Genomic DNA, 21,629 nt, shown 5'->3' with positions numbered 1-21,629 from the left:
ACGCTCTCGCGCGCGCAAAACGGCGCGCGCGACCCGGTACGCGCCTCCGCGCGCACGCCTCAGCGCGTGCCGCTCACCGCGCGCGGTCCGCCGCCGACTGCGCCTTCTCCGTCAGACGCCACAACTGCTCACGCAACCGCGCGACCTCCGGCCCGTCGAGCTCCGTCGCCGCGAGCAGCGCGCCCGGCAGGCGCGCCGCGCGCTCCCGCAGCTCCTCCGCGCGCCCCGTGCACGCCACGAGCACCGAGCGCTCGTCGCCCGCCGAGCGCTCCCGGCGCACAAGACCCGCGCCCTCCAGCCGCTTGAGCAGCGGCGACACCGTGCCGTAGTCCAGCCGCAGCGCCCCCGCCAGTTCCTTCACCGTCGTCTCGCCCCGCTCCCACAGCACCAGCAGCACCAGGTACTGCGGATACGTGAGCCCGAGGTCGTCGAGCAGCGGCCGGTACGCGGCCGTCACCGCGCGCTGGGCCGCGTACAGCGCGAAGCACAGCTGCTCGTCCAGCAGCAGGGACCCGGCGGCGCTGTCTTGGTGGCTCGTCACCCGCCCATTGTCACGGACGGGCGCCGGGCGCCGGGACGGAACGCGGATCGAAACCGAAGGGCAGCTCCAGCCGGTGCGTGCGCATCAGCTTCTCGTCGGCGAGGAGTTCTCCGGTCTTGCCGTCCGCTGCGATCACTCCCTCGCTCAGGATCAGCGAGCGCGGGCACAGTTCCAGGGCGTAGGGCAGGTCATGGGTGACCATCAGGACGGTGACGTCCAGGGAGCGCAGGATGTCGGCCAGTTCGCGGCGGGAGGCGGGGTCGAGGTTGGAGGAGGGCTCGTCCAGGACGAGGATCTCCGGCTCCATCGCCAGCACCGTCGCCACCGCCACCCGGCGGCGCTGCCCGAACGACAGGTGGTGCGGCGGCCGTTCCTTGAAGCCGGCCATGCCGACCTGCTCCAGCGCCCGGTCCACCCGCTCCTCCAGCGCGGCCCCCTTCAGCCCGGCCGCCGCGGGCCCGAAGGCGACGTCCTCGCGGACCGTCGGCATGAAGAGCTGGTCGTCGGGGTCCTGGAAGACGATGCCGACCTTGCGCCGGATCTCGGCCATGTGCGCGCGCCCCACCGGCAGCCCCGCGACCTTCACCGTGCCGGTGCCGCCGCTCAGGATGCCGTTGAGGTGCAGCACGAGGGTGGTCTTGCCGGCGCCGTTCGGGCCGAGCAGCGCGACCCGTTCGCCGCGCTCGATGCTGAAGTCGACGCCGAACAGGGCCTGGTGGCCGTCGGGGTAGGCGAAGGCGAGGCCGGAGACCTCCAGAGAAGCAGTCACAGCGTCCATCCCAGCAGACATACGACGAGGGCGGCCAAGGGGAGGGTGAAGGCGTACGCCCACTGCGCGCGGGACGCGGTCACCTCGTCGATCACCGGCATCGAACCGGCGTACCCGCGGCTGACCATGGCCAGGTGGACGCGCTCGCCGCGTTCGTAGGAGCGGATGAACAGGGCGCCCGCCGACTTCGCGAGCACCCCCCAGTGCCGTACGCCCCGCGCCTCGAAACCGCGCGACTCCCGGGCGATGCGCATGCGCCGCATCTCGTCGGTGATGACATCGCCGTACCGGATCATGAAGGAGGCGATCTGGACGAGCAGCGGCGGGAGCTTCAGGCGCTCCAGGCCCAGCAGGAGTTCGCGCAGTTCGGTCGTGGCGGCCAGCAGCACCGAGGCGGCGACGCCGAGCGTGCCCTTGGCGAGGACGTTCCAGGCGCCCCACAGGCCGCTGACGCTCAGCGACATGCCGAGGACATCGACGCGCTCGCCCTCCGCCACGAACGGCATCAGCACCGCGAAGGCGACGAACGGCACCTCGATCAGCAGCCGTTTGAGCAGGAAACCGGCGGGCACGCGTGCGTGGTACGCCACTCCCGCGAGCAGGGCGGCGTACAGACCGAACGCCCACATCGCCTCGCGCGGGGTGGAGACCACGACCACCACGAACGCGAAGGTGGCGGCCAGTTTGGTGTGCGGGGGCAGGCCGTGCACGGGGGAGTGCCCGTGCCGGTAGAGCCTGTGCGCGTGCCCGGCGCCCATGTCAGACGCTCGTGCTCACCGGGGAGATGTCGTCCGCCGCACGGCGCCTGCGCACCGCCCAGAAGACGCCGCTGCCCGCGACGACCGTGACACCGACGCCGATGACGCCCGCCAGCCCCCCGGACAGGCGGGCGTCATCCACGTCCTTCACCCCGTAGTCCGCCAACGGGGAGTCGGCGTAGGCGTGGTCCTCGGCCTTCTCGTCGATGCCGTGGTCGGCGGCGACCTTCTCCAGGCCGTCGGGGTTCGCCGAGGCGTAGAAGCTGACGAAGCCCGCGAGGACGAGCGAGGTGGCCAGGCCGGAGATCCACAGCGCGCGGCGGGACGTGCGCGCCGCGACGGGCGCCGTGGGCGCACCGTCGCGCGCCTCTTCGGGCGCCGGGGCGTCGACCAGCGCGCCGTTCACGCGCAGTTGCAGGCGCTGGCGCAGGCCGCGCGCGCCGTACACGAGATCCGGGCGCACGGCGATGACCGCGCCCACCGTGAGCGCCGTGATCGCCGCCTCACCGATCCCGATGAGCACGTGCACGCCGATCATCGCGCCCGCGACCTTGCCGATCGAGACGTCGGTGGTGCCGCCGACGGCGTACATCAGCGTGAAGGCCAGCGCGGACGCCGGGACCGAGATCAGCGCGGCGACGAAGGAGGCGATGGTCACCGAGCGCCGCGTGCGCGGCAGCAGCTTCACCAGCGGCCGGAACAGGGCGTAGGCGACGACGGTCGTCACGACCGCCATGTTGGTGATGTTCACACCGAGCGCGGTCAGGCCGCCGTCCGCGAAGAGGATGCCCTGCATGAGCAGGACCACGGACACGCACAGCACACCCGTGTAGGGGCCGACGAGGATCGCGGCGAGGGCACCGCCGAGCAGATGGCCGCTGGTGCCGGCGGCGACGGGGAAGTTGAGCATCTGCACCGCGAAGATGAAGGCGGCGACCAGGCCGGCCAGCGGGGCAGTGCGTTCGTCGAGCTCACGGCGGGCGCCGCGCAGGCTCACGGCGACCGCGGCGGCGGCGACCGCTCCGGTCGCGACCGAGGTCGGGGCGTCTATGAATCCGTCAGGCACATGCACCGTTCGATGATAGTGGCTTGTTGCGAACGGTTTGCAAGAGCGTGTGCCACAAAACAACCGGCGCACGCTCTCCGGCTCCGGGGGCGCACCGCGGAAAATGTGCGACATTGGAGAGAAAGCGGATTCTTAGCTTTCGCATAGGTCGCTCAGTGTGAAGGGGCCGTCCGATGTCCGTAGTCGAGCAGTACGCACGCGCCCACATCGTCACCGACACCGACGTCCGACTACAGGAAGAGAGCGACGCCGTCCCCGTGGTCCTGCGCTACGACCCCGATCTCGACCCGCGCGCGGTGCGGTTCGGGCTGCCCGGGGCGCACGAGTGGACCTGCGACCGGTCCCTGCTGGAGCAGGGGCTGCGCGCCCCGGCCGGCAGCGGCGAGATACGGGTGTGGCCGTGCGGCCGCGTCCAGGCCGTGGTGGAGTTCCACTCCTCGCAGGGCGTCTCGGTCGTGCAGTTCGAGAGCAAAGCGCTGCTGCGGTTCCTGCGCCGTACGTACATCGCGGCCGCTGAGCCCGTGCACCACTGAGCCCGGCCTCCCGCTGAGCCCGTGCACCACTGAGGGCCCCGCTGCGGCTCAGCCGCCCAGCTTCAGCAGGGCCGCGACGATCGGCCCCGCCGTCTCGCCGCCGTGTCCGCCCGCCTGGACCACGCCCGCCGCGGCCAGGTCGCCCCGGTACGCGGTGAACCAGCCGTTCGGCTTCTTCTGGTTGTCCACCTCCGCCGAGCCCGTCTTGGCGCCGACGTCGCCGCTGACCCCGGCCATCGCCTCGGCGGCCGTGCCGTAGGCGGCCGTGTAGCTCATCAGCTCGCGCAGCTGGGACAGCGTGTCCGCGGACATCGTGCGCGCGGCCTTCGCCAGCTGCCTGCCGTCCACCTCGGGAGAGACCAGGTAGGGCTGGTGGAAGACGCCCGACTTCACCGTCGCCGAGACCGACGCCATGTTCAGCGGGTTCATCCGCACCCCGCCCTGGCCGATCAGCTCGGCCGCCATCTGCGCCTTCGACTGCACGGGCACGGAGCCGTCGAAGGTGGACACGCCCACGGACCAGTTGTTCAGGCCGAGCCCGAAGACCTCCTGGGCCTGCTTGGTGAGGCTGTTGTCGTCCAGCTCCGGGGCCTGGCTGATGAAGGCGGTGTTGCAGGAGCGGGCGAAGCTCGCCTTGAAAGTGCCGCCCTTGATCTGGAACTTGTCGTCGTTCTGGAACTTCCAGCCGCCGTGCGTGAAGTACTTCGGGCACGGATGCGGCTTGTTCGCCGAGGCCAGCCCCTTCTCGATGAGCAGCGAGGAGGTGACGACCTTCATGGTGGAGCCCGGCGCGAGGGAGCCCTGGAAAGCGGTGTTGAAGCCCTTGGAGGCGTTCGCCGCGGCGAGGATCTCGCCGGTGGAGGCGCGCAGCACCACCACGGACGAGCGCGGCTTCTTTGCGACCTGTGCCTCGGCGGCGGCCTGGAGGCCGGGGTCGAGCGTGGTCTTCACGGTGCCGGGTGTGCCCTTGCTGAGCTCCAGCAGCGTCTTGTCCGCGGACTTCGAGCCCTTGGCGCGGTCCACGCGCAGTTCGATGCCCGCCTTGCCGCCGGCCGTCTTGCCGTACTTCTCGCGCAGGCTGTCCAGGATCGAGCCGAGCGAGGCGTACTTGTCGGTCGTCAGCTCGCCGCCGTCCCGGTCGAGGGCCTTGATGGGCGGGGTCCCGGCCTCGCCGGTGACCAGGGTGTCGCCGTCCTTGAGGTCGGGGTGCAGCACGGACGGCTTCCACGCGACGACCGGCTCGCCGTCGGACTTCCGCCGTACGACCGTCAGCGCGCTGTCGTACGCCAGCGGCTTGCTGATCTTTCCGTGGGTCACCGTGCCCTTGACGGAGAAGGGGATCTCGGCGCCCTTCGGGCTGCCCGGGGTGAGGGTGACGTCCTTGATGCGGGCGTCCTTGGTGTAGCCGGTGAGCAGCTTCCGGGCGGCCTCGGTGTCGTCGGTGGCCGCGGCGGCCTCGGTGACCTTGCCCTTCTGCCAGGCGGTGAGGAAGGTACGGGAGGCGGTGGCGACCTCCTTCGGGGACAGCGGGCCGGTCTTGACCTTCGGTTTCTCCTCGGCGGCAGCCCGGGTGCGGTCATCGGCCGCGGCACCGCCGCCGAACAGCGCGTACCCGCCGACGCCCACGGCGACCACGGCGATCGCCCCGCCGGCCAGCACGGCGGGTCTCGTCCTCCGTCGCTCGGCGACGCGCCTTCTCTTGCCCACTGTCCTTCGATCCTCCGCGTTTTCCCCGGGGTTGCCGACCGGCCCAACGACGGCACCACCCTAGAGTCCCGTCCTCGGCGGGTGAGCTTCAGCACCCCCCAGGTGGACTACGGGCCTCCGCTCAGCCTCCCGCCGCCAGCACGTCCCGGACGATCGGCCCGGCCGCCTCGCCACCGCGCCCGCCGGACACGCTCATGGCCGCCGCGGCGACATCGTCGCGGAAGCCGGTGAACCAGCTGTTGGCGGTCTGGCCGTCCACCTCGGCGGAACCGGTCTTGGCGCCTATGTCCCCGCCGAGCCCGCGCATCACCCCACTGGCGGTGCCCTGGGTCGCGGTGAGCCGCATCATCTGCTTGAGCTGGGCCGAGGTTCCGGCCGGCAGGCCCTTGGCGGTGGCCAGTTGGCGGTCGTCCAGGTCGGGGGAGACGAGATACGGCTGCCTGAACGCCCCGGTGATCGCGGTCGCCGTGACGGAGGCCATGTTCAGCGGGCTCATCTGGACCTGGCCCTGCCCGATGGCGTTGGCCGCGCGGTCCGGTCCGCCGGAGGCGGGCACGCTGCCGTCGAAGGAGGAGATACCGGTCTGCCAGTTGTCCCGCCCGAGCCCGAACCGCTCCTCGGCCTCCGCCGTCAGCGAGGCGTCGGTCAGCGGCTCCTCGTCGATGAGCTTGATGAAACCGGTGTTGCAGGAGCGCATGAAGGTGTTGGCGAGGGTGGCGTTCTCGTTGGGCTGCAGACCGGGCAGGTTCTTGAAGGTCTGGCTCTGCCAGGTGGCGGTGTCGGGGCAGGGCGCCGGGCTGTTCATGGAGGCCACGCCGTTGTCGATGAGCATGGCCGTCGTGACGATCTTCATCGTGGAGCCGGGGGCCACTTTGCCCTCGAAGGCGGCGTTGAAGGCGTCCTTGCGGTGGTTGGCCAGCGCCAGCACCTCGCCGGTGCTCGGCTTGAGGGCGACGACGGACGACTCCGGGTAGTTCTTCACGGCCTTCTCGGCCGCCGCCTGCACGCGCGCGCTCAGCGTGGTGGGCAGCTTGCCGGGCTTGCCCTCGGCGATCGTGAGCAGCGGGGTGTCGGCGACGCCCTCGGCGGCGTGCCTGATCACCAGCTCGACACCGGGAGTGCCGCCCGCCTTGCTGCCGTAGCGCTGGCGCAGGGTGTCGATGACCAGGCCGAGGGAGGGGTACTCCTTCTTCGTCAGCACCTGCCCGTCGCGGTCCACGGCCTCGATGGGCGGGTTCGCGGACTCCTCGGTGACCAGGGTGTCGTTCTTCTTCAGCTGCGGATGGACGACGGACGGGTCCCAGTCGACCAGCGCCCGCCCGGAGGTCTTGCCGCGTACGACCTTCAGTTCGCTGTCGTAGGCGAGCGGCTTGGTGGTCCCGTCGTAGGACACCTTCGCCTTGACGGAGAAGCGCACGACACCGCCGTTCGCGGGGCGGGGCGTGATCCGTACGTCCTTGATGTGCGCGGCCTCGCCGTACGCGGTGAGCAGCGGCTCGGCCTCCTGCGCGAAGTCGGTGTACGACGCCGCCTGCGCCGCCTGCCCCTTCTCCCAGGCCGTGAAGAACTTCTCCGACGCCTCCTCGACCTCGTCCTCGGTCGGCGGCCCGGTCCGCACCTCCGGCGTCCCGTCACCGCTGACCGCGGACACGATGTTGTACGCGCCGTACCCGGCACCGCCCACCATCACGGCGAACACCCCGCCGATGACTACGGCCTTGACCCCCTTGCCCATCGGGCAGCCCTCCCCGTTTCCCCGTTGTCCTCGCACTGTACGGGGAGGGTGTGACACACGGGCCGGGAGTTTCCCGATTGTTGCCTGCTACAGGCGACCGTCCGTCACTACACCCACGTGTCCAGCCACATCCGCGCCCGCCAGTCGTCGATCGGGATCGCCGTGCCCGTGTAGATCGGCCAGAAGTAGATGAAGTTCCAGGCGATCAGCAGGACCAGGACGCCCGCGCCGGTGGCGCCCGCCACGCGGCGGGATTCCGTGGAGTTCGGGGGGCCGATGATCGCGCCGAGGAGCATGGCCACGGCGAGGCAGAGGAAGGGCAGGAAGACGACGGCGTAGAAGAAGAAGATCGTGCGTTCCTGGTAGAGGAACCACGGCAGGTAGCCGGCCACGATGCCGCAGGCGATGGCGCCCGCGCGCCAGTCGCGGCGGAAGAACCAGCGCCACAGGACGTACAGCACCGCGAAGGCGGCGACCCACCACAGCAGGGGGGTGCCGATGGCCAGGACCTCGCGGGCGCACTTCTCGCCGGCGTCGACGGGGCAGCCGTCCGTGCCGGGGGCCGGGGACTCGTAGAAGTAGGACACCGGTCGGCCGGTGATGATCCAGCTCCACGGGTTGGACTCGTAGGTGTGCGGCGAGGACAGGCCGACGTGGAACTCGTAGACCTGCGTCTCGTAGTGCCACAGGCTGCGCCACCAGTCCGGGAACAGCCAGGACCAGTCGCTGTTCTTGCCGTCGTTCGCGGCCCAGTTGCGGTAGTAGCCGCCGGAGCCGTCCGTGGCGGACATGATCCAGCCGGTCCAGGACGCCAGGTAGGTGACGATCGCGACGGGCACCGTGGCGAGGAAGGCCAGGCCCAGGTCGTGCCGGACGACCGCCGCGTAGGGGCGGCCCGCGCCGGCCACCTTGCGGGTGCCGACGTCCCACAGGACCGTGAGCAGGCCGAACGCGACCAGGAAGTACAGGCCGTTCCACTTGGTGCCGATGGCCAGGCCCAGCATCAGACCGGCCGCCCAGCGCCAGGGGCGCAGGCCCAGGCTCAGGGTGTCGGCGGTGGGCGCGTGCGGCAGGACCCGGCCGGCGGCGTCCTTCGGGAGGGCCGCGGCGAGCCGTTCGCGCGCCTTGTCGCGGTCGACGACCAGACAGCCGAACGCGGCCAGCACGAAGAACATCAGCACCCCGTCGAGCAGCGCGGTGCGGCTCATCACGAAGTGCAGCCCGTCCACCGCCATCAGCGCGCCCGCGAGGCACCCGAGGAAGGTGGAGCGGAAGATCCGGCGGCCGATCCGGCACAGCATCAGCACCGACAGCGTGCCGAGCAGCGCGGTCATGAACCGCCAGCCGAACGGGTCGAACCCGAAGATCAGCTCGCCCAGCCCGATGACGTACTTGCCGACCGGCGGATGGACGACGTACGCGGCGTCCGTCGGGATGCCGACCTTGTCGCCCAGCTCCAGCACCGCGTTGTTGGCGTTCTTGTCCCAGTTGACCTCGAAGCCGCGGTGGACGAGCGCCCAGGCGTCCTTGGCGTAGTACGTCTCGTCGAATATCACCGCCTTCGGGCTGCCCAGGTTCCAGAACCGCAGGACGCCCGCGAACAGCGTGACCAGCAGCGGACCGCCCCAGCCGGACCAGCGCACCAGCCGGTCGGTGAGGGTCGGCGGCAGGTCGAGCACCTTCCACAGTCTCGGTCCGGGCTGCGCGTAGGGCGGCACCAGGCGGTCGCGGACATCGCTCTTCGGCCCCGCCGTGTATCCGAATCGCCGCAGCCGCTGCTGCCACGAGGGCCGCTGGTCCTGCGGCGTCTGGCCCTGCCGGGTGTCCGTGGTGTCCATGGACGACGCTGTACTGGTCACCGCGCCATCGTAGGGAACCCGTCTGTGGGAATCCCGCGCATGGCGCCTGCGAGGATGGAAACGTGACAGTAACGCCCGGAACCCTGGTCCTCGCCGGCACCCCCATCGGGGAGATCGCCGACGCCCCGCCCCGGCTCGCCGAGGAGCTCGCCGGCGCCGATGTCGTCGCAGCCGAGGACACCCGTCGGCTGCGCCGGCTGACCCAGGCGCTGGGCGTCGCCCCCAAGGGGCGCGTGGTGTCGTACTTCGAGGGCAACGAGTCCGCCCGCACCCCGGAACTCGTCGAGGAACTGCTCGGCGGCGCGCGCGTGCTGCTCGTCACCGACGCCGGTATGCCCTCGGTCTCCGACCCCGGCTACCGCCTCGTCGCCGCCGCTGTCGAGCGGGACGTGCCGATCACGGCCGTTCCCGGCCCGTCCGCCGTGCTCACCGCGCTCGCGCTGTCCGGGCTGCCCGTGGACCGGTTCTGCTTCGAGGGGTTCCTGCCGCGCAAGGCGGGCGAACGGCTCACCCGGCTGCGCGAGGTCGCCGAGGAGCGGCGCACGATGGTCTACTTCGAGGCCCCGCACCGCCTCGACGACACCCTCGCCGCGATGGCCTCCGTCTTCGGCGAGGAGCGGCGGGCCGCGGTGTGCCGGGAGCTGACCAAGACCTACGAGGAGGTCAGGCGCGGCACGCTCGGCGAGCTGGCCGCCTGGGCGGCCGAGGGCGTGCGCGGGGAGATCACGGTCGTCGTCGAGGGCGCCCCGGAGAAGGGGCCCGAGGAGATCGGCCCGGAGGAACTGGTGCGGCGGGTGCGGGTCCGCGAGGAGGCGGGGGAGCGCCGCAAGGAGGCGATCGCGGCCGTCGCGGTGGAGGCGGGGCTGCCCAAGCGGGTCGTGTTCGACGCGGTGGTGGCGGCAAAGAGTCGGTGACGTTTCCGGGCCCGGTCCTCATGCCGGGGTAAACGGCGCCGGGCGCTTCGGCAAGGAACGCCCAAGCCGCTGCCAACAGTGCACAGTTCGCGTGCTTTCGGCTCCGCCGAGGAGTCCACTGGCCACAGGGGCGCAACCCGCCCCACCAGCGGATCATCTGGAGCCGGTATGAGCGACACCGCAGGGCAGACCCGTCTGCGCACCGCGACCACGCCCGTCGTCCACGAGTCGTACTCCTTCGCCTGCATGCGCTGCGGGCACGGCTGGGAGCAGTCCTACGAGATAGAGCACCACACGGACGCCGAGGGGCGGGAGTTCGTGCTGTACGTGGCCGACGGCCGCGTCGTACCGTCCCCGCTGCGCCGGCCCACCTGCCAGAACTGCGACGCGCATCTCGTACGGATCATGCGCGCGGGGCAGGTGTCGTCGGTGCGGGACGCCGCGCAGGGGCACGCGCCCGGGGCGGCCGAGGGGCGGCACCACTGGCACCTGTCCGACCTGCTGCATCCCTTCCAGCGCGGGGCGCGCTGAGAGGGACCCGCGCGCGGGGCGCGATGGGCGGGCTCCGCGCGCGGGGGGCCGTTATTCGGGTACGGGCCCGGCGTGCCGTTTCCGTAGGATCGACGGCATGTCTTCCGCCACCGACAAGAACGCGGCACCGCCGCTCCCGGAGCCCCTGCGGGTGCCCGTCGCCGACTCCCACACCCACCTCGACATGCAGTCCGGCACGGTGGAGGAGTCCCTCGCCAAGGCCGCGTCGGTCGGCGTGACGACGGTCGTGCAGGTCGGCTGCGACGTGCGCGGCTCGCAGTGGGCCGCGGACACGGCGGCGGCGCACGACAGCGTCCACGCCGCCGTCGCCCTGCACCCCAACGAGGCCCCGCGGATCGTGCACGGCGACCCCGACGGCTGGTCCCGGCAGGGGGCGCGCGAACCGCTCGGGGACGCGGGGCTCGACGCGGCGCTCGCCGAGATCGACCGGCTGGCCGCGCTGCCGCACGTGAAGGCCGTCGGCGAGACCGGCCTGGACTACTTCCGCACCGGCGAGGGCGGCAAGGAGGCGCAGGAACGCTCCTTCCGCGCCCACATCGAGATCGCCAAGCGGCACGGCAAGGCGCTGGTCATCCACGACCGGGACGCGCACGCGGACGTCCTGCGGGTGCTGAAGGAGGAGGGCGCCCCGGAACGCACCGTCTTCCACTGCTACTCCGGCGACGCCGAGATGGCCGAGATCTGCGCCCGCGCGGGGTACTTCATGTCCTTCGCCGGCAACGTCACCTTCAAGAACGCCCAGGACCTGCGGGACGCGGTCGCCGTCGCCCCGCTGGAACTGCTCCTGGTGGAGACCGACGCGCCCTTCCTGACGCCCGCGCCGTACCGCGGACGGCCCAACGCGCCGTACCTGATCCCGGTCACGGTGCGCGCGATGGCCGCCGTGCGCGGGATCGACGAGGACACGCTGGCGACGGCGCTGGGCGCGAACACGGCGCGCGCGTTCGGGTACTGAGCGTGTCCTGTCGAACGCGCGCCGCTCGCGACGTTGTGTAGTCGCGTCGCTTTGGAGAGTGACGCTCGCTCCGCTAGGTTCTGGGGGCCCGATCGGGACCCTCTGGCCCTCTGGAGCGTGGCCACGTGAGCAGCAACTCGCAGTACGGCACGTACACAGCGCCACCGGCGTACGGCGGCTACGACGCGCCCCCCGCGGATCTGCACAGCGCGGAGACGCTGGCGTACGGGCAGGTGTACGTGGACACGTACCGCCCGGCGTACGAGGAGGGGGCGCACGACCCGGGCGGCTGGAGCGCGCCGGAGGAGGGGGCGCTCGCACCTGTTGCGCGCGCCGGAGCGGGGCGTAGGGGTGCGCGCCGCAGGAAGTCGCGGTACGCCGGGAGTGCGGACGGCTCCGTGCGCCGTCTGCTGCCGCAGGCGCTGGTCGTCGCCTTCCTCGCGGGAGGCACCACCGCCTTCGTCGCCAAGGACAAGGCGATCGAGCTCAGCATCGACGGCAAGCCGCGCACCCTGCACACCTTCGCCGACGACGTCGGTGAGCTGCTCGCCGAGGAGGGCGTGCGGGTGGGGGCGCACGACGTGGTCGCGCCCGCCCCCGGCGCCGAGCTGAGCAGCGGGGACGAGATCGAGGTGCGGTACGGGCGCCCGGTGCGGCTCACGCTCGACGGCGAGCGCCACGAGGTGTGGACGACGGCCCGCACCGTGGAGGAGGCGCTGCGCCAGTGGGGCGTGCGCGCGGAGGGGGCGTACGTCTCCGTCGCGCGCTCCCTGAGGATCGGGCGCGCCGGGATCGCGCTGAACGTACGCACCGAGCGCTCCGTGACCGTCATGGCCGACGGGCGCGCCCGCACCGTGCGCACCAACGCCGCGACCGTACGCGAGGCCGTCGAGGAGGCCGGGATCACCCTGCGTGGCGAGGACACCACCGCCGTCCCGCTCGACAGCTTCCCGCGCGACGGACAGACGGTGACCGTGCTGCGGATCACCGGCACCCAGGAGGTCCGCGAGGAGGAGATCCCCTTCGACGTCCGGCGCACCGAGGACCCCTCACTGTTCCGCGGGACCGAGGTCGTCGAACGTGCCGGACATCCGGGCCTGCGCCGGATCACCTACTCCCTGCGCACGGTCAACGGCGTGCGGCAGAAGCCGCGCCGGATCAGAACCGAGCTGGTGCGCGAACCGCGGACCCAGGTCGTGCGGGTCGGCACCAAGCCCATGCCGACCTCCGTACGCGGCGCGGACCACCTGAACTGGCAGGCGCTCGCGGCCTGCGAGTCGGGCGGGCGGGCTGACGCGGTGGATCCCTCGGGGACGTACGGCGGCCTGTACCAGTTCGACACCCGCACCTGGCGCGGCCTCGGCGGCAACGGGCGCCCCCAGGACGCGCCGGCGTCCGAGCAGACGCTCCGCGCGAAGAAGCTGTACGTGCAGCGCGGCGCGAGCCCCTGGCCGCACTGCGGGGCGCGTTTGCAGGGGTGAGCGCGGGGCGTGTGAGGTGCGCGCGGGGCGCGTGATGGGGCAGCGCGCGCGAGGCGTGCGGTGTGGTTGTGAGCGCCGGGCGCGCGGGACGGTCCTCGCGCCTCCTCCCGCCGTGCGGGGCGCACGCCGCTCTACGCGAACGCTGCTCCCCTCCCGCAGCGCGCGGCACGCGGTACGCGCCGTGCGGTACGCGGTACGCGGCACACGGCACGCACCGCGCGGCGCACGCCACCCCGCGCCCGCCCGCCCGCCGCACCCCACCACCCCCGCGCAGGACGGACGCCCTCCCCCCGGCCCGTACCCTTGTCCCGTGAGCAGCAGCCCCGCCCCCGACGCCCTCCTGGGCCCCGCCGACATCCGTGAGCTCGCGGAAGTCCTCGGCGTACGGCCCACCAAGCAGCGCGGCCAGAACTTCGTGATCGACGCGAACACCGTGCGCCGTATCGTCCGTACCGCGGATGTGCGGCCCGACGACGTGGTCGTGGAGGTCGGCCCCGGGCTCGGCTCGCTCACGCTGGCGCTGCTGGAGGTGGCCGACCGGGTCACCGCCGTCGAGATCGACGACGTCCTCGCGGGCGCGCTGCCCGCCACCGTCGCCGCCCGGATGCCGGAGCGCGCCGACCGGTTCGCGCTGGTCCACTCCGACGCCATGCAGGTCACGGAGCTGCCCGGCCCCGCCCCGACCGCGCTGGTGGCGAACCTGCCGTACAACGTCGCCGTCCCCGTGCTGCTGCACATGCTCGACACCTTTCCGAGCATCGAGCGCACCCTCGTCATGGTGCAGGCCGAGGTCGCCGACCGGCTGGCCGCGGCGCCCGGCTCGAAGGTGTACGGGGTGCCGTCGGTGAAGGCGAACTGGTACGCCGAGGTCAAGCGGGCCGGAGCCATCGGCCGCAATGTCTTCTGGCCGGCCCCGAACGTCGACAGCGGGCTGGTCTCCCTGGTCCGCAGGTCCGAGCCGCTGAAGACCACCGCCTCCAAGAAGGAGGTGTTCGCCGTCGTGGACGCCGCGTTCGCGCAGCGGCGCAAGACGCTCAGGGCCGCGCTCGCCGGATGGGCCGGTTCCGCGCCCGCGGCCGAGGCGGCGCTGGTCGCGGCCGGTGTCTCGCCGCAGGCGCGCGGGGAGTCGCTGACGGTCGAGGAGTTCGCGCGCATCGCCGAGCACAAGGAGTCCGGTCACCAGTGAGCGTCACCGTACGCGTCCCCGCCAAGGTCAACGTCCAGCTCGCGGTCGGCGCCGCGCGCGCGGACGGCTTCCACGACCTGGCCAATGTCTTCCTCGCGGTCGGCCTGTACGACGAGGTGACCGTCACCGCGCGGCAGCCCGGCAGCGGGCCCCGCGTGACCTGCGAGGGCCCCGACGCCGCCCAGGTCCCGCTGGACGGCACCAACCTCGCCGTCCGCGCGGCCGAGGCGCTCGCCGCGCGCCGCGGCATCCGCCCCGACGTGCACGTCCACATCGCCAAGGACATCCCCGTCGCGGGCGGTATGGCGGGCGGCAGCGCGGACGGCGCGGGCGCCCTGCTCGCCTGCGACGCGCTGTGGGGCACGCGCGCCTCCCGCGACGAACTGCTCGACATCTGCGCGGAGCTGGGAAGCGACGTGCCCTTCAGCCTGGTGGGCGGGGCCGCGCTCGGCACCGGGCGGGGCGAGAAGCTGCGCACGCTGGAGACCGGCGGGACCTTCCACTGGGTGTTCGCGATGGCCTCGCGCGGGCTGTCGACGCCGGCGGTGTTCCGTGAGTTCGACCGGCTCGCCGAGGGCCAGGAGATCCCGGAGCCGGTGGCCTCCCCGGATCTGCTGACCGCCCTGGCCAAGGGCGACCCGGACGCGCTCGCCGCGGCCGTCTCCAACGACCTCCAGCCCGCCGCGCTCTCCCTCTTCCCCGAACTCGCCGACACCCTCGCGGCGGGCCGTGACGCGGGCGCCCTCGCGACGCTGGTCTCGGGCTCGGGCCCGACCACGGCCTTCCTCGTCCGGGATGCCGAGTCGGCGCGGAAGGTCTCCGAGGCACTGTGTACATCCGGGACGTGCAGGTCGGTACGGACGGCCTCGGGGCCGGTGGCGGGGGCGACGGTGCTCTGAGGGCGGGGTGCCGCGCAAAGCCACCCAGGGCCGTCAGAGCCTGTCGACGGCGGTCAGGTCGATGTCGATGGGGTAGGGCTTGTCGACCTTGATGCGGTCGCGATGGGTGCCCATGTGGACAAACGCCTTGGTGAGCGGGTCGAGTTCGTACACGTGGACGATCGGCTGGTCGTTCGTTTCCGCCTCGACCCGCCAAAAGTTGGGGATTCCGGCGGCGGCGTACTTGTGCGGTTTGGTCGTGCGGTCACGGGATTCGGACTCGGGCGAGACGACTTCCACGACCAGGGCCACGTCGCCGGCCGGATAGCTGGTCCTCGTCCGACTTGTGGCCTCGGCCCGGAGTACGCTCACGTTGGGTTCGGGACCGTTGCGTCGATCGAGGACGACGGTCATCTCCCGCCGAACCCTCAGATCCGTCGGGGCCGTGGTGCGCAAGCCTTGCACCAGCAGGTCGATCACGACGCTGTGGAAATCCCGCTGCGGACTCACGAAAACCAGGCTCCCGTCGATCAACTCGGTGTGCGGCGGGAGATCAGGCAGCGTGAACAGGTCGTCCACGGTGTAGCCGTCCTGCGGGGGCACCGGCCACTGGACGCGGTGCTCTACGGACTCGGCGGTCATGGCTCCTCCCATGGGCGGGATCCTGCTGCCTGCACTCCACGGTAGCCGTCCGTTCCCGCACAAGTCCTCACAAAGAGTGACCACCCCCTCGCTCCCCGCCCCCACCCCCGCAGGCCCTACGCTAGAAGGCTGACCGTCCCCCGTACGCAGGAGAGAAATGGCCGTCAATCTGGTCAATGTCGAGAACGTCAGCAAGGTGTACGGCACCCGTGCCCTGCTCGACGGCGTGTCGCTCGGCGTCTCCGAGGGGGACCGGATCGGGGTCGTCGGGCGCAACGGCGACGGCAAGACCACCCTGATCCGGATGCTGGCCAAGCAGGAGGAGGCCGACAGCGGCCGGGTCACGCACTCCGGCGGGCTGCGCATCGGCGTGCTCACCCAGCACGACTCACTCGACTCCGCCGCCACCGTGCGGCACGAGGTCATCCGGGACATGGCCGACCACGAGTGGGCGGGCAACGCCAAGATCCGGGACGTGCTGACCGGGCTCTTCGGCGGACTGGACCTGCCCGGCTTCCCGCAGGGCCTGGACACCGTCATCGGGCCGCTGTCCGGCGGTGAGCGGCGCCGTATCGCGCTCGCCAAGCTGCTCATCGAGGAACAGGACCTGATCGTCCTGGACGAGCCCACCAACCACCTCGACGTCGAGGGCATCGCCTGGCTCGCCCAGCACCTGCGCGAGCGGCGCTCGGCGCTGGTGTGCGTGACCCACGACCGCTGGTTCCTCGACCAGGTCTGCACGCGCATGTGGGACGTGCAGCGCGGCGCCGTCTACGAGTACGAGGGCGGTTACTCCGACTACGTCTTCGCGCGGGCCGAGCGGGAGCGGATCGCCGCCACCGAGGAGGCCAAGCGGCAGAACCTGGTCCGCAAGGAGCTGGCCTGGCTGCGCCGGGGCGCCCCCGCGCGGACGAGCAAGCCGCGGTTCCGGGTGGAGGCCGCCAACGAGCTGATCAAGGACGTGCCGCCGCCGCGGGACAGCAGCGAGCTGATGAAGTTCGCCTCCTCGCGGCTCGGCAAGACCGTGTTCGACCTGGAGGACGTGACCGTCCAGGCGGGCCCCAAGGTGCTGCTCAAGCACGTCACCTGGCAGCTCGGCCCCGGTGACCGCATCGGCCTGGTCGGGGTCAACGGCGCTGGCAAGACCTCGCTCCTGCGTGCCATGGCGGAGGCCGCCCGCAGTGAGGGCGAGAAGCAGCCGGCGGGCGGGCGGATCGCCGTGGGCAAGACCGTGAAGCTCGCCTACCTCTCCCAGGAGGTCGCCGAACTCGACCCCACCTGGCGGGTCCTGGAGGCCGTGCAGCAGGTGCGTGAGCGCGTCGACCTCGGCAAGGGCCGCGAGATGACGGCGGGTCAGCTGTGCGAGACGTTCGGCTTCAACAAGGAGAAGCAGTGGACGCCGGTCGGCGACCTCTCCGGTGGTGAGCGCCGCCGGCTGCAGCTGCTGCGGCTGCTGATGGACGAACCCAACGTGCTCTTCCTCGACGAGCCCACCAACGACCTCGACATCGAGACCCTCACCCAGCTGGAGGACGTCCTCGACGGCTGGCCCGGCTCGATGATCGTGATCTCCCACGACCGGTTCTTCGTCGAGCGGACCACAGACCGTGTCTTCGCCCTTCTGGGCGACGCCACTTTGCGGATGCTCCCGCGCGGGATCGACGAGTACCTGGAGCGCCGCCACCGCATGGAGGAGGCGGCCGCCGCCGCGGCTCCCGTGGTGGAGAAGGCCGCGCCCGAGAAGAGCGCCGCCGACCAGCGCGCCGCCAAGAAGGAACTCCAGCGGATCGAACGGCAGCTCGACAAGGTCTCCGAGCGGGAGACCAAGCTCCACGCCCAAATCGCCGAAAACGCCACCGACTTCGCGAAGGTGGCGGAACTCGACACCGAACTGCGCGAGTTGGCGGCCCAGCGGGAGGAACTGGAACTGCGCTGGCTGGAACTGGCGGAGGACGCGTAAGCCCCGGCACGCGCCGCACGCGAAGGTGCCGTGTGCGGGCGTGAAGGGTGGGTGAAGGCGCGTAACGGCGGTATCACGGGCCGGTCGTCCCTTGGGAACAGGGGTTGACCGGCCCGCTGTGTTGTCGGTGCCGAGTGATAGAAAGAGCCGTCTGAGAACCGTCTGAGAACAATCGGGTGTGGCGGAAACGCAGCGCCACCGAGCGCGGCGCCACATCGGTCACAAGGGGGAAACCGCTGATGAGCCAGCCGCCCAGCCAGCCGCCGAACGGAGGCTTCGGCGCGCCGCAGGACCCGCCGCCGCAGGGAGGGTTCGGCGCACCGCAGCCACCGCAGCAGCCGGGCCAGGCTCCGCAGCCCCCGGCGCAGCCGCCGCAGGCGCCCCCGACCCCGCCGACCGCCCCGCAGCCGGGCTACGGCTACCCGCAGCAGCCGCCCACCCCGGCGCCCGGCCCCTACGGCGCCCCGCAGCAGCCGGGCCCGTACAACCAGCCCGGCCCGTACGGCACTCCGGCCCCCGGCCCGTACGGGCAGCCGCAGCAGCCCGGCCCGTACGCCCCGCAGCCCGGTTACGGCTACCCGCAGCAGCCGCAGTACCCCGGCGCCCCCACCCCGCCGCCCGGTGGCTCCCGCAACCCGTTCAAGGGCAAGCCCGCCGTCGTCATCGGTGCCGCCGTGGCGGCGCTGCTGGTCGTCGGCGGCACCGTGTTCGCGGTGACCCGCGGTGACGACGACGGCGGAAAGAAGAAGAAGCCGGTCGCGCAGAAGACCGACGACGCCAAGCCCTCCGAGGACCCGGTCAACCCGGGCGACGGCAGCGGCGGCGGCGACGAGGACCCCGAGGACCTCAACGCGGGCCGCAAGGCCGGCGAGGCGAAGGTGCTCTGGTACAAGTCGGCGCCCGACGCGCCCGGTTCCGGCGCGGACGCCTACCCCGTGTGGATCACCGACAAGACGGCGGTGAAGGCCGCGTACAAGCAGGTCTTCGCCTACGACGTCGCCGACGGCACCCCGACCTGGGACCCGATCACCTTCCCGCAGAAGATCTGCGCGGTCACCCCGCAGAAGACGGCCGACAACAAGGTCGTCATCGCCTACATGAGCGGCTCCAGCGACCGCGCCGAGTGCAACCAGCTCCAGGAACTGGACCTGAACACCGGCGAGAAGGGCTGGACCGGCGAGGTCGCCGACGGCGAGCTGTTCGACTCCACGATCCAGATCGAGATGTCCATCACCGGCAAGACGCTGATGGTGGGCCGCTCGCAGTCCGGCACGGCGTACGACGTCACCAGCGGCAAGAAGCTGTGGGACAAGAAGAAGTACGGCGACGCCTGCTTCCCGGCCGCCTTCGCGGGCGGCGAGAAGCTGCTCGCGGTCTCCTCCTGCGGCGCGGGCGGCAGCAACGAGCACGACGAGGTCCAGGAACTGGACCCGAAGACCGGCAAGGTCAAGTGGACCTGGAAGCCCGACAAGGGCTGGCGGGTCGGCCGGGTCTACTCCATGAACCCGGTCGTGGTCTACAGCACCAACGAGGACAAGAACGCGTGGAACATCTCCACGCTCGGCTCCGGCGGCACCATCGCCTCGCAGGTCGACGTGGACGAGAAGTTCGCCCCCGAGTGCGGCTGGGCCATCCTCCAGCGCGACCTGCAGGGCTGCCAGGGCGTGGCCGCCGACGGCAAGAACCTCTACCTGCCCACCGAGGCCACCACGGGCGCCAACGAGATCGTCGCGATCAGCCTCGCCACCGGCAAGGAGAAGTGGCGGGTGAAGTCCCCGGCCGAGGAATCGATGCTGCCGCTGCGCATGGACGGCGACAAGCTCATCGCCTACGTCAAGCCGTCCTGGGAGGCCGGCGGCCAGGTCGTGTCGATCCCGACCGCGGGCAGCAGCCACCAGCCCACCAAGCTCCTGCAGCACCCGGAGGGCACCGCGGACATCGAGGACGGCTTCTACTCCGGCACCTACGACTGGGTCGACGGCCGCTTCTACCTCTCCACCACGCGGCTGTCCGGCAACGACGAGTCGAAGGAGAAGCTGATGCTCGCGTTCGGCAAGTGAGCCGCTTACCGCTCCCGTCCGCTTCGAGCCGTCGTCCCCTTCCCGAGGTACTCACACCATGACCACGCCCCCTCCGCCGCCGCCCAACCAGCCCCCGCAGGGGGGCGGTTTCGGCCCGCCGCAGGACGAGCCGCAGCAGCCGCCCGCGCAGCCCCCGGCCCAGCCGCCCGCGCAGCAGCCCGGCTTCGGCGCGCCCCAGCCGCCCGCCCAGCAGGGAGGTTTCGGCGCGCCCCAGGCCCCGCAGGCACCCCCGCCCGCCGCGCCGCAGGGCGGCTTCGGCGCCCCCACGCCCCCGCAGCAGCCCGCGGTCCAGCCGCCCACGCCGCCGCAGGGGTACGGATACCCGCAGCCGCCGACCCCGCCGCAGGGCTACGGCTACCCGCAGACGCCCCCGCAGGGCTACGGCTACCCGGGCCAGCCCGGCCAGCCGCCCACCCCGGCCTACGGCCAGCAGCCCTACGGCTACCCGCAGCCGCCGACCATGCCGATGCAGCCGCAGCCCGGCGCCTCCGGCGGCCGGAAGCTGAACGCGTCGATGCTGATCATCGTGGCGGCCGTGGTGGTCATCGCCCTGATCGTCGGCGGCGGCATCTGGTACGCGTCCTCCTCCGGTGAGGGCGGCAAGGACGACACCGCGAACTCCAGCGGCGGCACCGGCGGCGACAAGGGAGGGGACAAGGGCGGCGACAAGGGCGGCGACACCGGCGGCCAGTCCTCCGGGGCGACCGAGAAGGTCCCCTCCGACCCCAACTCCAAGGTCCTCTTCCAGGTCCCGGCGCCCGAGGTCAAGGACGACCGGACCATCCCGACCGTCGGCTCGTGGGTGACGGACAAGGTGTACGCCAAGAGCGGCGTCGCCGAGGTCGTCGGCTACGACCTCGACAAGGGCACCAAGCTGTGGACGATCAAGCTCCCCGGCCCGGTCTGCCAGGGCAGCAACCACGCCACCGAGGACAGCCGTACGGCGATCACCTTCCAGCCGAAGATGCCCACCAAGTCCCAGCCCTCGCACGGCTGCACCCAGGTCGCGGGCATCGACCTCGACACCGGCAAGAAGCTGTGGACCAAGACGGTCGAGAGCGGCACCCAGCCGATCAGCTTCGACAACGTCACGGTCAGCGGGAGCACGGTCGCGGTCGGCAGCACCAGCGGCGGCGCCGGCTTCGACATCGCCACCGGTGACCGGGTGTGGGCGCCGAAGGCCACGGACACCTGCTACGACGCCGGGTACGGCGGCGGTCCCAAGCTGGTGGCGGTGCGCAAGTGCGGCTCGTACGGCGAGCGCCAGCTGTCCATCCAGACCCTCGACTCGAAGTCCGGGAAGGTGATCTCGGAGTACAAGATGACCAAGGGCATCGAGTACGCCAGCGTGGTCTCCACCGAGCCGCTGGTCGTGGCCGCCGACGTCGGTGACTCGGCCGGGGACGGCAGCGGGATCTCGGACTTCTTCTCCATCGACAACAAGACCGGCAAGCTGCGCGCGCGTATCTCCGCGCCGGGCGAGCAGTTCAACGCCTCCTGCGACGGGATCACCAAGGTCGAGGAGTGCCGTCTGCTGGCTGTCGGCAACGACCGGCTCTACCTGCCGACCGAGAAGCACGACGGCAAGGCCGAGTACAGCGACACCAACGAGGTCATCGCCTTCGACCTGGCGACCGGCAAGCAGACCGGGCAGCGCGCCGACGCGGGCGACGGCTACGAGCTGTGCCCGCTGCGCATGGACGGCCCGAACCTGATCGCGTACAAGCGCGGCCCGTACGACAAGGGCGGGCAGGTCGTGTCCATCGACGGCGGCTCCTTCAAGGAGACGAAGCTGCTGGAGAACCCGGCCACGGAGTCGGTGATGGACGTGGAGCGCAGCATGCTCCCCGACTACGCCGAGCTCCTGTACACCGACGGCCGGCTGTTCATGTCCGACGTCTTCGCCAGCGAGCTCGGCTCCAGCGGCGAGGAGGAGTACCTGGTGATCGCGTTCGGCGCGAAGTAGCCGCTCGAACGCGTGTGTTCACGGCCCCGTCCCTGTTCAGGGGCGG

General features: G+C 71.8%; 18 protein-coding genes. 10 read left to right on the top strand and 8 right to left on the bottom strand.

Annotated features, from left to right (window positions below; all coding sequences use genetic code 11):
- Window positions 1–73 precede the first annotated feature (73 nt).
- From ACZ7L7_RS22990 to ACZ7L7_RS22975, 4 genes are read right to left on the bottom strand one after another with little or no spacing between them, the layout of a single operon-like run.
- Window positions 74–541: a MarR family winged helix-turn-helix transcriptional regulator gene (locus tag ACZ7L7_RS22990; protein WP_471592366.1), complete on the bottom strand. Its 468-nt coding sequence runs from the start codon at window positions 539–541 to the stop codon at window positions 74–76.
- Between the two features lie 10 nt (window positions 542–551).
- Window positions 552–1,319 carry an energy-coupling factor ABC transporter ATP-binding protein gene (locus tag ACZ7L7_RS22985; RefSeq protein ID WP_453603338.1) on the bottom strand — a complete coding sequence of 256 codons (768 nt, stop codon included), beginning with the start codon at window positions 1,317–1,319 and terminating at the stop codon, window positions 552–554.
- Window positions 1,307–2,068 (bottom strand): cobalt ECF transporter T component CbiQ, encoded by a 762-nt coding sequence (cbiQ, locus tag ACZ7L7_RS22980; RefSeq protein WP_285515249.1) that lies wholly within the window; start codon window positions 2,066–2,068, stop codon window positions 1,307–1,309. The genes ACZ7L7_RS22985 and cbiQ overlap by 13 nt, the downstream gene beginning before the upstream one ends.
- 1 nt (window position 2,069) lies before the next feature.
- Window positions 2,070–3,140 carry an energy-coupling factor ABC transporter permease gene (locus tag ACZ7L7_RS22975; RefSeq protein ID WP_285515250.1) on the bottom strand — a complete coding sequence of 357 codons (1,071 nt, stop codon included), beginning with the start codon at window positions 3,138–3,140 and terminating at the stop codon, window positions 2,070–2,072.
- Window positions 3,141–3,307: 167 nt separating this feature from the next.
- Here ACZ7L7_RS22975 and ACZ7L7_RS22970 point away from each other — a divergent pair, with 167 nt between their 5' ends.
- Window positions 3,308–3,667 (top strand): SsgA family sporulation/cell division regulator, encoded by a 360-nt coding sequence (locus tag ACZ7L7_RS22970; protein WP_285515251.1) that lies wholly within the window; start codon window positions 3,308–3,310, stop codon window positions 3,665–3,667.
- Between the two features lie 48 nt (window positions 3,668–3,715).
- On the opposite strand, the gene ACZ7L7_RS22965 is transcribed toward ACZ7L7_RS22970, so the two are convergent.
- The 3 genes from ACZ7L7_RS22965 to ACZ7L7_RS22955 all read right to left on the bottom strand — a co-directional run bounded on the left by ACZ7L7_RS22965 (window position 3,716) and on the right by ACZ7L7_RS22955 (window position 8,968).
- The gene (locus ACZ7L7_RS22965; protein WP_472076971.1) at window positions 3,716–5,374 is read right to left on the bottom strand and encodes a penicillin-binding transpeptidase domain-containing protein; all 1,659 of its coding nucleotides are present in this window, start codon (window positions 5,372–5,374) and stop codon (window positions 3,716–3,718) included.
- Between the two features lie 121 nt (window positions 5,375–5,495).
- Window positions 5,496–7,109, bottom strand: a complete 1,614-nt coding sequence (locus ACZ7L7_RS22960) for a penicillin-binding transpeptidase domain-containing protein (protein ID WP_285515253.1) — start codon at window positions 7,107–7,109, stop codon at window positions 5,496–5,498.
- 107 nt (window positions 7,110–7,216) lie between these two features.
- The gene (locus ACZ7L7_RS22955; protein ID WP_472076969.1) at window positions 7,217–8,968 is read right to left on the bottom strand and encodes a dolichyl-phosphate-mannose--protein mannosyltransferase; all 1,752 of its coding nucleotides are present in this window, start codon (window positions 8,966–8,968) and stop codon (window positions 7,217–7,219) included.
- Window positions 8,969–9,030: 62 nt separating this feature from the next.
- On the opposite strand from ACZ7L7_RS22955, the gene rsmI reads away from it, so the two are divergent.
- From rsmI to ACZ7L7_RS22925, 6 genes are all read left to right on the top strand, one after another.
- On the top strand, window positions 9,031–9,882 hold the full coding sequence (rsmI, locus tag ACZ7L7_RS22950) for a 16S rRNA (cytidine(1402)-2'-O)-methyltransferase (RefSeq protein ID WP_471430682.1): 852 nt from the start codon (window positions 9,031–9,033) through the stop codon (window positions 9,880–9,882).
- Between the two features lie 168 nt (window positions 9,883–10,050).
- Window positions 10,051–10,413, top strand: coding sequence for a hypothetical protein (locus tag ACZ7L7_RS22945; protein WP_472076967.1), 363 nt, complete (start codon window positions 10,051–10,053; stop codon window positions 10,411–10,413).
- Between the two features lie 97 nt (window positions 10,414–10,510).
- Window positions 10,511–11,389 carry a TatD family hydrolase gene (locus ACZ7L7_RS22940; RefSeq protein ID WP_472076965.1) on the top strand — a complete coding sequence of 293 codons (879 nt, stop codon included), beginning with the start codon at window positions 10,511–10,513 and terminating at the stop codon, window positions 11,387–11,389.
- A 125-nt stretch (window positions 11,390–11,514) separates the two neighbouring features.
- Window positions 11,515–12,870 (top strand): ubiquitin-like domain-containing protein, encoded by a 1,356-nt coding sequence (locus tag ACZ7L7_RS22935; RefSeq protein ID WP_471592370.1) that lies wholly within the window; start codon window positions 11,515–11,517, stop codon window positions 12,868–12,870.
- A gap of 310 nt (window positions 12,871–13,180) precedes the next feature.
- Window positions 13,181–14,056 (top strand): 16S rRNA (adenine(1518)-N(6)/adenine(1519)-N(6))-dimethyltransferase RsmA, encoded by an 876-nt coding sequence (gene rsmA / locus ACZ7L7_RS22930; RefSeq protein ID WP_285515259.1) that lies wholly within the window; start codon window positions 13,181–13,183, stop codon window positions 14,054–14,056.
- The gene (locus tag ACZ7L7_RS22925) at window positions 14,053–14,955 is read left to right on the top strand and encodes a 4-(cytidine 5'-diphospho)-2-C-methyl-D-erythritol kinase (protein WP_285515260.1); all 903 of its coding nucleotides are present in this window, start codon (window positions 14,053–14,055) and stop codon (window positions 14,953–14,955) included. The genes rsmA and ACZ7L7_RS22925 overlap by 4 nt, the downstream gene beginning before the upstream one ends.
- Window positions 14,956–14,988: 33 nt before the next feature.
- Here the strand turns inward: ACZ7L7_RS22925 and ACZ7L7_RS22920 are convergent, their stop codons facing one another.
- Window positions 14,989–15,576, bottom strand: coding sequence for a Uma2 family endonuclease (locus ACZ7L7_RS22920; RefSeq protein WP_472076963.1), 588 nt, complete (start codon window positions 15,574–15,576; stop codon window positions 14,989–14,991).
- 157 nt (window positions 15,577–15,733) lie between these two features.
- On the opposite strand from ACZ7L7_RS22920, the gene ACZ7L7_RS22915 reads away from it, so the two are divergent.
- The 3 genes from ACZ7L7_RS22915 (at window position 15,734) to ACZ7L7_RS22905 (ending at window position 21,583) form a co-directional block, all read left to right on the top strand.
- Complete coding sequence (locus ACZ7L7_RS22915; protein WP_285515262.1) at window positions 15,734–17,536, top strand: ABC-F family ATP-binding cassette domain-containing protein; 1,803 nt, start codon at window positions 15,734–15,736, stop codon at window positions 17,534–17,536.
- A gap of 239 nt (window positions 17,537–17,775) precedes the next feature.
- Complete coding sequence (locus tag ACZ7L7_RS22910; RefSeq protein WP_285515263.1) at window positions 17,776–19,596, top strand: outer membrane protein assembly factor BamB family protein; 1,821 nt, start codon at window positions 17,776–17,778, stop codon at window positions 19,594–19,596.
- Window positions 19,597–19,654: 58 nt separating this feature from the next.
- The gene (locus ACZ7L7_RS22905) at window positions 19,655–21,583 is read left to right on the top strand and encodes an outer membrane protein assembly factor BamB family protein (protein ID WP_285515264.1); all 1,929 of its coding nucleotides are present in this window, start codon (window positions 19,655–19,657) and stop codon (window positions 21,581–21,583) included.
- The last annotated feature ends 46 nt before the right edge of the window (window positions 21,584–21,629 follow it).

The organism is Streptomyces sp. NPDC110618 (genome assembly GCF_055657065.1).
This window is presented reverse-complemented; position numbering and strand designations above follow the sequence as displayed.

Excerpts from the sequence above, each read along its gene's own strand:
- ACZ7L7_RS22945 (WP_472076967.1), top strand. The coding sequence starts at position 10,051 with ATGAGCGACACCGCAGGGCAGACCCGTCTGCGCACCGCGACCACGCCC.
- ACZ7L7_RS22985 (WP_453603338.1), bottom strand. The coding sequence starts at position 1,319 with ATGGACGCTGTGACTGCTTCTCTGGAGGTCTCCGGCCTCGCCTTCGCC.
- ACZ7L7_RS22940 (WP_472076965.1), top strand. The coding sequence starts at position 10,511 with ATGTCTTCCGCCACCGACAAGAACGCGGCACCGCCGCTCCCGGAGCCC.
- cbiQ (WP_285515249.1), bottom strand. The coding sequence starts at position 2,068 with ATGGGCGCCGGGCACGCGCACAGGCTCTACCGGCACGGGCACTCCCCC.
- ACZ7L7_RS22910 (WP_285515263.1), top strand. The coding sequence starts at position 17,776 with ATGAGCCAGCCGCCCAGCCAGCCGCCGAACGGAGGCTTCGGCGCGCCG.
- ACZ7L7_RS22920 (WP_472076963.1), bottom strand. The coding sequence starts at position 15,576 with ATGACCGCCGAGTCCGTAGAGCACCGCGTCCAGTGGCCGGTGCCCCCG.
- ACZ7L7_RS22960 (WP_285515253.1), bottom strand. The coding sequence starts at position 7,109 with ATGGGCAAGGGGGTCAAGGCCGTAGTCATCGGCGGGGTGTTCGCCGTG.
- ACZ7L7_RS22905 (WP_285515264.1), top strand. The coding sequence starts at position 19,655 with ATGACCACGCCCCCTCCGCCGCCGCCCAACCAGCCCCCGCAGGGGGGC.
- ACZ7L7_RS22970 (WP_285515251.1), top strand. The coding sequence starts at position 3,308 with ATGTCCGTAGTCGAGCAGTACGCACGCGCCCACATCGTCACCGACACC.
- ACZ7L7_RS22915 (WP_285515262.1), top strand. The coding sequence starts at position 15,734 with ATGGCCGTCAATCTGGTCAATGTCGAGAACGTCAGCAAGGTGTACGGC.